This is a genomic window from Synechococcus sp. CBW1004, assembly GCF_015840715.1.
Taxonomy (GTDB): Bacteria; Cyanobacteriota; Cyanobacteriia; order PCC-6307; family Cyanobiaceae; genus Cyanobium.
This window is the reverse complement of the sequence record NZ_CP060397.1, coordinates 1,059,645-1,073,355: the sequence shown is the minus strand read 5'-3', so window position 1 is coordinate 1,073,355 and position 13,711 is coordinate 1,059,645. Positions and strand designations below refer to the sequence as shown.

The window sequence follows — 13,711 nt, the reverse complement described above, 5'->3', positions numbered from 1 at the left end:
TAGAGTCTGCGCAGCCGCAGGGACTGTCCCTGCCCCGCCGAGTCCTTTCTGTGGCCCCAAGCGTTCCGGCCGGCCCGGCCCCAGCTTCCGCCGGTTCCGTTCGCCTTCCAGCCGCGGCGGATGGGCAACCCCCCGGCCCGGCTCAGGTCATTGAGGGACAGTGGGCCCATCTCCGCTACTACCCCGTCGCCGATCGTCGCTGGCTGCTGCTGCGCCCCTGGATCTGGATCCCGCGGCTGCTGGTGATTCTCTGGACCCTCGGCAGCCTGGCGCTGAGCCTGATCACCCAGGGCAACAGCCGCGATCAACGCGTGCAGCGGCGCCTGGCCCAGCGGATTCTGTCCAGTCTCACCAGCCTGGGCCCGTGCTTCATCAAGGTGGGCCAGGCCCTCTCCACCCGGCCGGATCTGGTGCGGCGCGACTGGCTGGAGGAGCTGACCAAACTGCAGGACGACCTGCCTCCCTTCTCCCACGACCAGGCGCTGGCGATCCTTCAGGAGGAACTGGGGGCGCCGGCCGCCAGTCTGTTTGCCCAGTTCCCGGATTATCCGGTGGCGGCAGCCAGCCTCGGGCAGGTCTACAAGGCACGGCTCCATGATGGCCACTGGGTGGCGGTGAAGATCCAGCGGCCAGATCTGCCCTTCCTGCTGCGCCGCGATCTGGTGCTGCTGCGCGCCCTGGCCGTGCTGGTGGCACCGCTCCTGCCTCTGAATCTGGGTTTCGGGCTGGGGGAGATCATCGACGAGTTCGGCTCCACCCTGTTCGAGGAGATCGACTACCGGCTGGAGGCCGATAACGCCGAGCGGTTCGCCGGGTTCTTCGCCGCCAGCCCCCAGGTGACCGTTCCCGCGGTGGAGCGCTCCCTGTCGTCGCGCCGGGTGCTGACGACCACCTGGATCGAGGGGGTGAAGATGCAGAGCCGCCGCGAGCTCGAATCCCATCTGCTCGATCCCACCGCCCTGATCCGCACCGGCGTGATCGCGGGACTCCAGCAGCTGCTGGAATTCGGCTATTTTCATGCCGATCCCCACCCCGGCAACCTGTTCGCCCTGCCAGGGCAGACCGACGGCATGGGGCATGTGGGCTATGTCGATTTCGGCATGATGGATTCCCTCAGCAATGAGGACCGCCTCACCCTCACCGGCGCGGTGGTGCATCTGATCAACCGCGACTTCGAGGCCCTGGCCAAGGATTTCGTCGCCCTTGGCTTCCTCAATCCCAGCACCGATCTCACCCCGATCGTGCCGGCTCTGGAGGAGGTTCTCGGTGGCACACTGGGCGAGAATGTCGGCAATTTCAACTTCAAGGCGATCACCGATCGCTTCTCGGAGTTGATGTACGACTACCCCTTCCGCGTGCCGTCGCGTTTCGCCCTGATCATCCGTGCCGTGGTGGCCCAGGAAGGTCTGGCGATGCGGCTCAACCCCCAGTTCCGGATCATCCGCGTCGCCTATCCCTACGTGGCCCGCCGTCTGCTCGCCGGCGACACCGCCGAGATGCGCGAGAAGCTGATGGAGGTGATCTTCGATCGTCAGGGCCGCCTGCGGGTGGAGCGCCTCGAGAACCTGCTGGCGGTGGTCGAGAGCGACAGCGGCTCGGCCGGCGATCTGCTGCCGGTGGCCCGCGACGGCCTGCGCCTGCTGTTCGGCCGGGAGGGAAGCAGCCTGCGGCAGCGCCTGCTGCTGTCGCTGGTGGCGGACGATCGGCTCAACACCGATGACCTGCAGGCCCTGCTCCAGCTGCTCGGCAGCCGCTTCTCCCCGCGACGCCTGGCCACCGGTCTGCTCAGCCGGCTCAATCCCCTGGCGGCCTGAGCCGCCGCCGCCGGGCCTGGCCTGGCACCGCAGCGAGCGGCCATTCCGTCTCTCCTCCCGCCGTCCGGGTCGCCGCTCTTAGGGTCGGGGCCACCCATCGCTCCGCCGCCTGACCGTGCTGCCGCTCGCCGCCCTTGCCGCTCTGCCTGTCTCCTTCCCCGTGCTGGCGGAAGCCGCGCCGATCTCCATGGCCCAGGCCATGGCCGATCAGGCCTCCGGTGGATTCGGGGACCTGGATGCCATGGAAATTCTGCTGGAGTACGCGCCCCTGACGCAGCCTCCCTATGGACTGGCCGCCTTCGGGCTGGCGATCGGCGTGCTCTGCGGCCTGACCTTCTCGCGGCTGGTGAGTCTGCGGCTGGATGGCTGGAAGCAGGATCGGCTGGCGTTGCTTCCCCTGGCCCGGCCGGAAACGGTGCTGCCCTGGCTGGGCACGATCCTGGGCGTCACCCTGTTCATCGGCGGCAGCCTTCAGGTGTTCGGCTTCAGCGGCGGTGCCGCCCTGCTGGTGGCCTTCGTGCTGTCGCTGGCCACCGCCGGCGCCCTCTGGGTGCAGCTGATCCGGCTGATGGGGCAGGTGGAGGCCGGTAATTTCCGCGCCGTTGACTTCGACAACTTCGATGAGTTCTTCTGAGCTCAGGCGTCCATCCGTTCCGGTCGGCACTGAAGGAAAACAAACCGGCTCAGTCCTGCTGAGCCGGGCAACCTCGCGGGGGTGCAGACCCGCTCGACAGGAGAGCGTTCAGGCTGCCAGGTAGGCCTCGAGAACCGGCGACTGATTGCGGATACCTTCGAGAGCGCGGCGCTCCAGATTGCGGGTCTTGTCGCGGCTCATGCCCAGGGTGCGGGCGATCGAGGTGAGGCTCATCGGCTCACCGCCATCGATGCCGTAGCGCATCTTCAGCACCTTGCCCTGCAGCTCCGGCAGCTGCTCGAGCAGGGCGCGCAGGTCGCCCTTGAGGCATTCGCCATCGACGAGCTCATCAGGCCGCACGCCATCGCAGGCGAGCAGGTCGAGCAGTTCGGTGTCCTCGCTGTCGCCGATCCGCGTCTCGAGGCTCACCGGCTGGCGGGCCCGCCACAACAGATCCTTCACCTCCTCCTCGGGCAGCTCGACGAACTGGGCGAGCTCGCTGACGGTGGGGGTGCGACCCAGCTCCTGGCTGAGCTCACGCTGGCCCTTCTTGAGTTTGTTGAGCGTCTCAGTGATGTGGATCGGCAAGCGGATCGTGCGGCTCTTCTCGGCGATCGCCCGGGTGATGCCCTGGCGGATCCACCAGTAGGCGTAGGTGGAGAACTTGTAGCCGCGGGTGGGGTCGAACTTCTCGACGCCGCGCACCAGGCCGATCGTGCCCTCCTGGATCAGATCCAGAAGCTCCATGTTGCGGCGGGTGTACTTCTTGGCGACGCTCACCACCAGGCGCAGGTTGGCGGCGACCATGCGCTCCTTGGCGCGGCGGCCGGCCTGCAGGCGGCGACGCAGCTGCACCGGTGTCAGTCCGGTGGCTTCGGCGAGCACCTCGGGGCTGGGTTCCTCGCCGCCGGAGCGCAGGCGCAATTCCTCGCGCAGCTCCTCGATCTGCATCAGCTCCTGCACCTGACGGCCGAGGGTGATCTCCTGCTCATGGCTGAGCAGCGGCACGCGGCCGATGTCACGCAGGTAGGAGCGCAGCAGATCGCCGGTGGGGGCCAGCGGGTTGGAGCTGGTGGCGACGGCGATGGAGATGGGCATCGTCCGGGATGCGAAACCTTTTGGTTTCGTAAACCTACCATGGTTTTTCGGGCCGTTTCCCTCCTGGCCTCTGTAGGCGCGAGCTGGCGGGCGCCTCGGTTCCGCCGCCGTGGACCACGGGCTGCGGCCCATCCCTCTGCAGGCCAGAGTGGGGCCATGGCCCGGGAACGACTGCAGAAACTGATGGCGGCCGCGGGCTTCTGCTCCCGGCGGCGCGGCGAGGAACTGCTTCGCCAGGGACGCGTGCGCGTCAACGGTCAGCCCGCCTCGCTGGGCGATCAGGCCGACGCTGCCCGCGACAGGATCGAGGTGGACGGTCGACCCCTGCAGGCGGCGCCCCCCTCCCTCACCCTGCTGCTCAACAAGCCGGTGGGCGTGCTGTGCACTTGCCACGATCCGCGTGGCCGTCCCACGGTGCTCGATCTGCTGCCCCCTCCCCTGCGCCGCGGCCAGGGACTCCACCCTGTGGGCCGGCTCGATGCCGACAGCCGGGGCGCGTTGCTGCTCAGCAACGACGGCGATCTCACCCTGCGTCTGACGCACCCGCGCTACGGCCATCGCCGCACTTACCGGGTGTGGGTTCGTGGTGTCCCTGATGGTGCCGCCCTGCAGCGCTGGCGGGCCGGCGTTCCGCTGGATGGGGAACCCAGTCAGCCGGTGGGGCTGCGGCTGCTGCAGCGCGACGGCGAGGCCGCTCTGCTGGAACTGCAGATGGGAGAGGGGCGAAACCGCCAGATCCGCCGCACGGCAGCCCTGCTCGGCCACCCGGTGCTGGATCTGCAGCGCACGGCCATCGGCCCCTGGTCGCTGGGGGAGCTGCCCGAGGGGCGCTGGCGACGCCTTCAGCCCGATGAACTGAGTGCCCTCGCTGATCTCGCCGCGCAGCCGCCGGCTGGCCGGCGGCCCTCACCGTTCGAGGACGAAGACCGCCCGCGGGCGATGCCGCCCCTTGCCAGTCAGGATCTGACGGACACCCTTCTGTCGTGACGCCCCCTCCACCGAACCTGCAGGCTCGCGCCGCGGCCATCGCCCCCCTCAGGCGTCGGGGGCACCAACTGCTGGGCCGTTTTCTGCGTCGTTCCAGGTCCGTTGCCGTCCCCCGCGCTGAGGTCAGCGCCGATCCGTTTCTGGAGGTGGGACGCCGCCTGCGCGTGGCGCGCGAGTCCCGCGGCCTGAGCCTGCGTCAGCTGGCCCAGGAGACCCGCATCAGCATCACGGTGCTGGAGGCCCTGGAGAAGGGCTGGCGCGACCGCCTTCCCGAACCCGCCTACCTGCGCACGATGCTGGCCCTGCTCGAACAGCATCTCGCCTTTGAGCAGGGTTGTCTCGAAGCGGCTCTGCCGGCGTCCAGCACGCGCCGGTTGCGCAGCAACCGTCAGGCCCATCCCGCGCGCGTGCCGCTCACCTCGATCGCCCTCTTCGCCACCTTGCAGGGTGCGGTTCTGTATGGCGTGGCCTGCCTGCTGCTGATCTACGGGCTCAACCGCCAGCAACAGCGTCTGGTGGTTCAGGGGTTGTTGCCGCTGCAGACCGTGCCCGCCAGGCCATCGCTGCCCTCCGAGTCTCCCGGCGCCGGTGCGCGCGAGCGGGCCCGCGTGGTGGCTGCCTATCCGGAGCTCTGGCCCCTGGAGCGGGCTCGCCGCGGCCAGGGTCTGCTGTTGCTGCGCCGACAGAACGCGGGGTCCTCCGCCCCGCCCGATGCGTCCCCGGGAGAGTCGACCGAAACGGCCGCCGACGGGGCCGGTGCTCGGCCCGGGAGGCCCGGGCCTCAGGACCCGGTCGCTGCGCCGCCGCGCCCGTGACGGGCCGACATCGCGCCGAGCCCTTGCAGTTTGTCGTGCAGGGAGGCCACGGGCTGATCCAGGCGCCAGCTCCAGTTGCCAGAGGCGGTGCCGGGGGTGTTGAAGCGGGCCTCGTCGCCCAGTTCGAGCAGATCCTGGAGCGGCACCACCACCAGCTCCGCCCGTGAGCCCAGGGCGAGCTCCAGGAGTTGCCAGCCCGGGGAGTGCACCTCCGCGCCGACGGCCTGGCGCACCCGCCCACGGCTGTCGGGATCAAGCTGCCGCCACCAACCAAGGGTGGTGGCGTTGTCGTGGGTGCCGGTGTAGACGACCCAGCGATCTCCCACGAAGTTGGCCGGCAGGTAGGGATTGTCGGTGGCGCCATCGAAGGCGAACTGAAGGATCTTCATGCCCGGCAGGGCGAAGCGGTCGCGCAGGGCCTCCACCTCTGGGGTGATCACGCCGAGGTCCTCGGCGATCAGCGGCAGCTGGCCTTCCACCAGCCGTCCCTGCCTGCGGCAGAGGCGTCGCAGCCGGTTCAGCAGGCTGCGGCCGGGGGAGGGGCACCACTGTCCATGCTCGGCGGTGGCCGCTCCGCCCGGAACGCTCCAGTAGGCCTCCAGGGCGCGGAAATGGTCGAGTCGCAGCAGGTCGAACAGATCCAGCTGCCGCTCCAGGCGCTGCAGCCACCAGCGGAAGCCGCTCAGACGATGGCGCCACCAGTGGTACACCGGGGTGCCCCAGAGCTGTCCCGTCTCCGCGAAGTAGTCGGGCGGCACCCCGCTCTGCTCGCTGAGGCTGCCGTCCAGTCGCACCGAGAAGAGGCCGCGACGGCACCAGACGTCGACGCTGTCGTGGGCCACATAGAAGGGAAGATCCCCCACCAGGCGCAGGCCGCCCGCATGGGCGCGCCGCTGCAGCCTCTCCCACTGCTCCTGCAGTTGCCACTGCAGCAGGGCTTCCTGCAGGAGCTCGTCGCCGTGGTGCTGCTGCAGTTGCCGGAGTGCCCGCTGCTGTCGCTGCGCCAGCGGGCCCGGCCACTCCCACCAGGGCCGCCCCTCCTGCAGGGCTCGCAGCACCATGAACTGACAGTGGTCGTCGAGCCAGTTCCGCTGGCTGCGGCGCCAGTGCTCGAATCGCTCCCGCATGGCACTGCTCTGGCGGGACCACTGCCGTCCCAGTGCGGCGCCGATCGCCGCCGACCGCTGGGTCGCCAGGGCCGGTTCGAGCCTGCCGCCATGGGTGCAGGGCAGGGCGGCGTGGTCGTCGGCGCTGATCAGGCCTTCCGCCAGCAGGTCATCGGCATCGATCAGCCAGGGGTTGAGGGCCGATCCGCTCGGAGAGCTGTAGGGGGAACCGGTGCCATCGGTGGGGGCCAGCGGCAGCACCTGCCACACCCCGATCCCCGCCGAGATGAGCAGATCGATCCAGGCCCGCGCCTCGGCTCCGAGGCTGCCGCAGGGGCCGTTGCCCGGCAGGGCGGTGGGATGAAGCAGAACACCGCTGCTGCGGGATGGGGAACTCACAGGGAGGGGAGCCGGTAGCGGCTGATGATCCGCCGGGCGAAGGCCGGGATGTGGCGATCGGCCATGGCGGGGTGGTTGCGGCGCACCCACAGAGCGTTGCGGGTGAAGTGGGAATCGATGGAAAAGCGGCCGTACTCCAGACCCTGCGGGCCGATGCGGCCGATCACCAGGCCGAACAGCTCGGCCAGCCAGCGCGGCAGCTTCAGGGCCTTGTCATACGCCTCGATGCCCTGCTGCACCGCGGCACGGCGGTCGCCACGGCTGGTCACCGGCGCCGTGTCGAGTTCGTCCTCCACCAGGGCCAGCAGCTCGGCGCCGCGGTCATTGCGCACCGTGAGCCACTGGCGCCCGAAGGTGGCGCCCATGTAGCCCACCACCAGATCGGCGCCGGCGTTCGTGTAGTCGAAGCAGCTCAGGCAGCTGGGGGCGAACACGTCCTTCAGCTTCGGTGTGTCCAGGCCGAAGAAGGGCACTGTCTCCTCGCGCCCGTCGCTATGGCGGAAATGGATGCGGAAGTCCTGCATGAACTCGTAGTGCACCACCGTCTCCGGTGAGCTGACGGTGCTCTCGAGAAAGGTCTGCAGTCCTTCTCGTGAGACGTTGTCGACGCAGGGAAGGCCGAGCACATAGAGCTGCTCGAGCGGCAGGCTGTCCTGCACGGCGCGCAGGGCCTGGATCTGGCAGCCCACGCCGATCGCCAGCAGGCGCCTGATGCCGCTGCCCGGCAGCTGCTCGAGCACCTTGAGGTTGGGGGAAAGCGTGGGCTTGTTCACCCGCGCCGAGAGCACCTCCTCCGGGGTGCGGGCCAGGATCGGCACCGGCGTGAAGCGGTCATCGGCGCTCTGGGTGACGCACAGCACCGCATCCACCAGGCCCGTCTCGAGAGCGCGCACGCCGAGCCGGCTGACGATGCCGGTCCACTGCGCGCCTTCGATCGGCTGGCGCAGCCGGGCGGTGAGCATGCGCTGGTGCACCCCGAAATAGAGCTCGTCCTCGTTGTCGAGGTCGCGGCTGCGGCCGTGGGCGTGCTCCTCCATCGCCTCGAAGCGTTGCTCAAGGAAGGCGCAGGCCCGGCGCACGTAGGCAATCCAGCGGCTGTCGCACAGCCCGCACTGGCTGCAGAGATCGCGGGCGGGATAGGGGCTGCCCGGGGCCAGGGGCCGGGCCCGCTCATGGGGGGCCAGCGCCGGCGTCCCGGCAGTGGGCGCCGCCGCGGGCGGCGTATCAGAGGGCGCCGCCGCGGGCGGCGGTGACGCGGGCTGGGCGGCGGACAAGCGGCGACGGAGGGGAGCTCGCTGCTCAAGCTATCGGCCCCGCCGGTCCTGGGCGGAGCGTGCCGGCAGGGCCTGGGCCAGAGTGGGCATCCCCAGACCCTCTGCCGCGCCTGATGCCTCGCCGCCGGGAACCCCGATCCCCCGCCGACTCCTCCCGCCCGCGGCAGCCGTCCCGCACCACCTGGCGTGACCGGATCGGTGCCCTGGGCCGCCGCTGCCTGCGACTCCCCAGCCGCCGTCAGTGGCAGGTGGGGGCGCTCATCGCCGCCGGTGCGGTGGGAGCCATCGCAGTCCTCTCGCTGATCTGGCCGGAAGACGACAAGGCCTTCCAGGCCAGGCCGGAGGTCACCCCCGCCACGCTGGCCGACAAACCGCGCCGCCCTGTCACCGTGCTGGTCATCGGCCTTGATGCCGACAAGCTCGGCGATGCCACCAACAAGGCGGCCCCGGCCGGTCCCGCCAACGCCGATGCCCTGCTGCTCGTGCGGGTCCAGCCTGAGGGCCCCCTGCAGGTGCTCAACCTGCCCACCGAACTGGCCGTGCGCCTGCCGGGACAGAAGCAGCCCGTTGCCCTCGGCAGTCTCTACCGCCGCGGCGGCGTCGCGCTCACGGCCGATGCGGTGCGTGAACTCACCGGCCTGCAGCCTCCGAGCCCCGACCGTTATGTGGTGCTTCCCCGTGCGGCCCTCCGGCAGCTCGTCAACGGCATCGGTGGTCTGGAGATCGATCCACCGCGCACCATGCGTTACCAGGACAAGGCCCAGAAGCTGACGATCGATCTGCAGGGAGGCCTGCAGCGTCTCGGCGGGGCCCAGGTGGAGCAACTGGTGCGGTACCGCGATCGCTTGCTGGGAGAGACCGATCGCCGCAACAACCAGCAGCGCTTCCAGATCGCCCTGCGTGATCGGTTGCGTCAGAACGAGCCGCTGACGGCGTTGCCGGGGGTGCTGAAGGAGCTGGAGGGCCAGGTGGAAACCAACCTCACGCCGCTGGAGGCCCTGAGCCTGATGGCGGCCGGTCTGGATGATCAGCGTCCGATCGCCTTCGCCAGCCTCCCCCTCGATCCACCCAAGCCCGCCCACGGCAAGCTGCGCCAGCTCAGCAGCAAGGCCCCCAATCCCGTCTGGCCGGAGAAGAAGGGCTGAGACCGGCCGGCGCCGGTGGCGCCATCCCAGACGCGATCAGGACGGCGTGATCAAAGCTCCCGCGCGGTTGCGCGCTTCGCTCGCCTCTGGGGTCGGCTTCTGCAGGGTTCAGGGACGCTCCAGCTGGCTCCAGCGCAGGGCCACCGCCGTGGCCAGGGCCGGTCCGCTGTCGTCCGCCGGCGCGGCATCGCTCCTGTCTTCGGGCTCCAGCAGGCCCAGCCAGGGCAGTCCCTCCCGCTGCCGTTCTCCGGCCTGCCAGACGCCGCCCCACTGCAGCAGCCCCAGCAGGGGGACCTGCCACTGACGCAGCAAGGCGGTGGCCGCCGCCGGCACACCGCTGTACAGCTGGTGCGATGCAATCACCAGCACCACCGGTTGCCGCCAGGCTCCCAGGGCCTCGGCCCAGCAGCGGCCGTCCGCCAGGGACAGTCCCACATCGCTTTCCAGGCCGGCCAGCCAGCCGCCACCGCAGGCCTCGGCCTGATGGCCTAGGCCGCTCAGGGCGGCATCGGGGCCGGCCGTGGTGTCCAGCTCCAGCACCGGCCGACGCAGCGTCTCCGCCAGCCGACGGGACACGGCGGCCAGGGGCGGCAGGCTGCCGGGGCCGGACTCCGCGCCGACCCCCAGACCCACCAGCACGATGCCGTCGAGGCCGCCAGGGCTGTCCTGTTGCGCCGGGCGAGGTGATTCCTTCATCGAGCTTCATCCCTGCGGGGCTGGCACGCTTCTACCATCGGTCCTGCGCAGCCCCCTTCGCCGTTCCGTGACCACGTTCCCGACTGCTGCCCGGGTGGACACGGCGGGGGTTCAGGCCCCCGCCAGCCACGACACGCGACGTCTGCGGCTGTTCAGCGGCACCTCCAATCCGGAACTGGCCCGCGAGATCGGTGCCTACCTCGGGATACCCGATGGCCCGCGCGTGATCAAGCGCTTCGCCGATGGCGAGCTCTACATCCAGATTCAGGAGTCGATCCGCGGCTGCGACGTCTTCCTGATCCAGCCCACCTGCGCTCCGGTGAACGATCACCTGATGGAGCTGCTGATCATGGTGGATGCCTGCCGCCGCGCCTCGGCTCGCCAGATCACGGCGGTGGTTCCCTATTACGGCTACGCCCGCGCCGACCGCAAGACGGCGGGTCGTGAATCGATCACCGCCAAGCTGGTGGCCAACCTTCTCGTCAAGTCGGGTGTGGACCGGGTCCTGGCGATGGACCTGCACTCGTCCCAGATCCAGGGCTACTTCGACATCCCCTGTGATCACATCTACGGATCACCCGTCCTCGTCGATTACCTGTCCACCCGCGATCTCGGTGAGGTGGTGGTGGTCTCCCCGGACGTCGGTGGTGTGGCACGGGCACGGGCCTTCGCCAAGCAGATGCACGATGCCCCGCTGGCGATCATCGACAAGCGCCGCTCCGGCCACAACGTGGCCGAGAGCCTCACGGTGATCGGCGATGTGGCGGGCAAGACCGCCGTGCTGATCGACGACATGATCGACACCGGCGGCACGATCGTGCAGGGGGCGCGCCTGCTGCGCCGTCAGGGTGCCTCGCGGGTGCTGTGCTGCGCCACCCACGCCGTCTTCTCCCCGCCCGCCACCGAACGGCTGGCCGAACCCGGCCTGTTCGAGGAGGTGGTGGTCACCAACAGCATTCCCCTGGCGCCCGAACGCCACTTTCCCCAGCTGCGCGTGCTGTCAGTGGCCAACATGCTCGGAGAGGCGATCTGGCGCATCCATGAGGAGAGCTCGGTGAGCTCGATGTTCCGCTGACTTCCTCAGGCCCCCCACCCCTGCGGGCGCCGCTGCGTCGGGGCGCCACCTGGCAGCGGCGCCTGCCGGTGAGCCTCACGCTCCTGGTGACAGCAGTGCTGCCCCTGCTGGCTCCTGCCTCGGCACCGGCCCGCCCGGCCGTCACCCCCTCGGCCCTGCCCCAGCCCCGCGGCCCGCGTGTGGGGGTGTGGCTGACCAACAGCCCCAGCCCCCTCTACTACGACCCTGCCCGGATCGACCAGGCGGTGCAGCAGCTGGCCCAGGCCGGGTTCAACACCCTCTACCCCAATGTGTGGAGCCGCGGTGCCACCTTCCACCGCAGCCGCCATGCGCCGCTGGAGCCGGCCCTGGCGGCCGCCAACCCCGGTCTCGACCCGATCTGCCGCCTGACGCGCAGCGCCCAGCGTCGCGGCCTGCAGGTGATTCCCTGGTTCGAGTACGGGCTGATGGAGCCCGCCGACAGCGCTGTGGTGCGGCAGAACCCCGACTGGCTGCTGCGGCGCCGCGACGGCAGTGCCCTCTATGCGATGCACGGGGCCTCGCTGAAGACCTCTCCCCTGAAGGATCTGCGGGTCTGGCTCAATCCCGCCCACCCCCAGGTGCGGGCCCGCTTCGTTGGGCTGATTGAGGAGATCGTGCAGCGCTGCGGTGTCGATGGCATCCAGCTCGATGATCACTTCGCCTGGCCGGTGGAGCTGGGCTACGACGACACCACCCGCGCGCTCTATCGCGCCGACACCGGCCGGGAGCCTCCTGCTGATCACACCGATCGCTTCTGGATGCGCTGGCGCCGCCAGCGGCTCACCGATCTGCTGCGTGAGCTGCGGGCCCGTCTGGATCGCCGTGCCAGCGGCAGTGGTCGCACGGTGATCAGCCTGTCGCCGGGCCCCTTCCGCTTCGCGTACAACCACTGGCTGCAGGACTGGGAGCTCTGGGCGATCGGCCATCTGATCGATGACCTGGTGGTGCAAAACTACGCCTATTCGGTGAAGGGCTTCGCCAAGGATCTCAATCAGCCGGCCCTGGTGAAGGCCAAGAGCTGGGGAATGCCGGTGGAGATCGGCATTCTCGCCGGTTTCGGCGGACGCACCCCCGATATGGCCACCCTCAGCCAGAAGGCCAGGTTGGCGGCCGAGCGGGGCCACGGGGTGATCTATTTCTATTGGGAGGGCCTCTGGGGCCAGCATGCGGGTCCTGAGGGCGGCCCCTTCCGGCGTCAGGCCTTTCAGCAGCTGCATCAGCGTCTGTTCACGACCGGACCGTCCTCGGCCGCTCAGCCTCCCGGTATGGCGGGTCGGCGCCCGCAGCCGCTCCCCGGTGCCATCACTCCCGGGCAACCGCCGCCCCCACCGCCGCCGCTGCCCTCCCCCAGGCGCTGAGACGGATCCGAATGCCGGGGCCGTCCCCCTGGTCACCGATCCGTCGTCCAGATCCACGGCGATGTCCCGAGGCATGGCTGTCCTGAGGCATGGCTGTATCAGACCAGGCGCCTGCGTGCTGCTGCGGCGAGGCAGCCCGCGCAACACCATGAAAAAAGCGCCGCCGTGATGTGCGGCGGCGCAATCGGCCGTGGGAGGGTGGCGGGCCTCACGGGAAACCCTGGGCCGGCCCAGGGCTGATGCCGTGGCGTTTTCTGTGATCGTGGCTGGGACCGCAGGCGGATTACGCCTGGGTTTCGCTCACTCCTCCTCGTCGGTATCGCCGGCGGGAACGAGGCGGATCTGCTTCTTGCCGAGCTTGATCTCGAACACATCGCCGGGCTTGAGACCGAGCTGGGCGGTGTAGGCATTGCCCACCAGCAGGTTGCCGTTGCCTTGCACTGTCGCCACGTAGCTGAGGCTGCGGCCCCGCTTGCCGGCACGGGTGACACCCTGGCTCAGGCTGACGCCCTTGGCCTCGAGCAGGGCCTCATAGAAGGCGGTGAAGTTGAGCCGTTCGGTGCCGTCCTTCTTGGTGCTCACGTAGCCGGCGGCACGGACGAGATCGGATTTGGAGGCATCCCCCATCTCCTTGACCTTGGTGAGCAGATCGGATCCTGTCAGCATTGTTGAACCCCTGAACGTTCATACCTTAGCGATCAACCTGCCCCTGTCATCCGCAGGCCTCGTCGGTTGCAGCCTGCAGGGCATCGGATTGGATCGCCACATCCATCCCGGACGCTGCCGCGTTTCCGAGATGCGATCGGGGTTCAGGCTCCTGCATCGAGACGGCACAAGGGGTGGGGAGTGCTCCCGTTAGCCAAACGTCACCGCAGCCGAGCCGCAATCGCAAACAATCAGACTTCTGCCATCCCATTGGTGGCCTGCCGTCTTCTCCTTTCTCTGCGGTCGATTTCGTTCGCAATGGACCTGCCAGACCCGGGGGCATCTCCCCCTGTCCTGGCCGTGCGGTATTGCCGGGAACACCGACATCCCTTCATCGGTGTGCTGTCTCCACGGCCAGCGATGCCCCGCTGCATCACGGGGGCCAAGTCCATCGGTGCCGATCGACACGCCGTCACCTCGCTGCCGGCATGGAGATGGCCAGCTCAAGAGATGGTTCGGCATCCATCTTGCCGATGTGGTGAGGCAGGCAATCCAGCGGTCGGCGATGGCAGTGACCGGTTGCTTCATCAGAGCTGAGCGGGCAATTCCAGGGCTGCGGACGAGAGAGGGATCGCGCCTGGCAA

At 69.4% G+C, this 13,711-nt stretch carries 12 protein-coding genes; 7 read left to right on the top strand and 5 right to left on the bottom strand.

Annotated elements, in window-relative coordinates; translation table 11 throughout:
* Positions 1–149: 149 nt before the first annotated feature.
* Positions 150–1,814, top strand: coding sequence for an AarF/ABC1/UbiB kinase family protein (locus H8F25_RS05230; protein ID WP_231597316.1), 1,665 nt, complete (start codon positions 150–152; stop codon positions 1,812–1,814).
* Positions 1,815–2,001: 187 nt separating this feature from the next.
* Positions 2,002–2,448 carry a hypothetical protein gene (locus H8F25_RS05225; protein ID WP_197213472.1) on the top strand — a complete coding sequence of 149 codons (447 nt, stop codon included), beginning with the start codon at positions 2,002–2,004 and terminating at the stop codon, positions 2,446–2,448.
* 108 nt (positions 2,449–2,556) lie between these two features.
* Here the strand turns inward: H8F25_RS05225 and H8F25_RS05220 are convergent, their stop codons facing one another.
* Complete coding sequence (locus H8F25_RS05220; protein WP_197212294.1) at positions 2,557–3,546, bottom strand: RpoD/SigA family RNA polymerase sigma factor; 990 nt, start codon at positions 3,544–3,546, stop codon at positions 2,557–2,559.
* 156 nt (positions 3,547–3,702) lie between these two features.
* Between H8F25_RS05220 and H8F25_RS05215 the strand changes: the two genes are divergently transcribed.
* Both H8F25_RS05215 and H8F25_RS05210 read left to right on the top strand, forming a co-directional pair.
* Positions 3,703–4,533, top strand: a complete 831-nt coding sequence (locus H8F25_RS05215; protein ID WP_197212293.1) for a pseudouridine synthase — start codon at positions 3,703–3,705, stop codon at positions 4,531–4,533.
* Complete coding sequence (locus H8F25_RS05210; protein WP_197212292.1) at positions 4,530–5,348, top strand: RodZ family helix-turn-helix domain-containing protein; 819 nt, start codon at positions 4,530–4,532, stop codon at positions 5,346–5,348. The genes H8F25_RS05215 and H8F25_RS05210 overlap by 4 nt, the downstream gene beginning before the upstream one ends.
* On the opposite strand, the gene malQ is transcribed toward H8F25_RS05210, so the two are convergent.
* Complete coding sequence (gene malQ / locus H8F25_RS05205; RefSeq protein WP_197212291.1) at positions 5,315–6,853, bottom strand: 4-alpha-glucanotransferase; 1,539 nt, start codon at positions 6,851–6,853, stop codon at positions 5,315–5,317. The genes H8F25_RS05210 and malQ overlap by 34 nt on opposite strands.
* Positions 6,850–8,037, bottom strand: a complete 1,188-nt coding sequence (locus H8F25_RS05200; RefSeq protein WP_197213471.1) for a Coenzyme F420 hydrogenase/dehydrogenase, beta subunit C-terminal domain — start codon at positions 8,035–8,037, stop codon at positions 6,850–6,852. The genes malQ and H8F25_RS05200 overlap by 4 nt, the downstream gene beginning before the upstream one ends.
* Positions 8,038–8,240: 203 nt before the next feature.
* Here H8F25_RS05200 and H8F25_RS05195 point away from each other — a divergent pair, with 203 nt between their 5' ends.
* Entirely contained in the window at positions 8,241–9,272 is a 1,032-nt protein-coding gene (locus H8F25_RS05195) for an LCP family protein (protein ID WP_197212290.1), read from the top strand.
* 108 nt (positions 9,273–9,380) lie between these two features.
* On the opposite strand, the gene H8F25_RS05190 is transcribed toward H8F25_RS05195, so the two are convergent.
* Positions 9,381–9,968, bottom strand: coding sequence for a hypothetical protein (locus tag H8F25_RS05190; protein WP_197212289.1), 588 nt, complete (start codon positions 9,966–9,968; stop codon positions 9,381–9,383).
* A gap of 67 nt (positions 9,969–10,035) precedes the next feature.
* On the opposite strand from H8F25_RS05190, the gene H8F25_RS05185 reads away from it, so the two are divergent.
* Positions 10,036–11,043 carry a ribose-phosphate pyrophosphokinase gene (locus tag H8F25_RS05185; protein ID WP_304623266.1) on the top strand — a complete coding sequence of 336 codons (1,008 nt, stop codon included), beginning with the start codon at positions 10,036–10,038 and terminating at the stop codon, positions 11,041–11,043.
* 62 nt (positions 11,044–11,105) lie between these two features.
* A complete protein-coding gene (locus H8F25_RS05180) occupies positions 11,106–12,422 on the top strand; it encodes a glycoside hydrolase family 10 protein (protein WP_370525874.1) in 1,317 nt (438 codons plus the stop codon).
* Positions 12,423–12,722: 300 nt separating this feature from the next.
* On the opposite strand, the gene H8F25_RS05175 is transcribed toward H8F25_RS05180, so the two are convergent.
* Positions 12,723–13,088 carry an AbrB family transcriptional regulator gene (locus H8F25_RS05175; protein ID WP_197212288.1) on the bottom strand — a complete coding sequence of 122 codons (366 nt, stop codon included), beginning with the start codon at positions 13,086–13,088 and terminating at the stop codon, positions 12,723–12,725.
* Positions 13,089–13,711 lie beyond the last annotated feature (623 nt).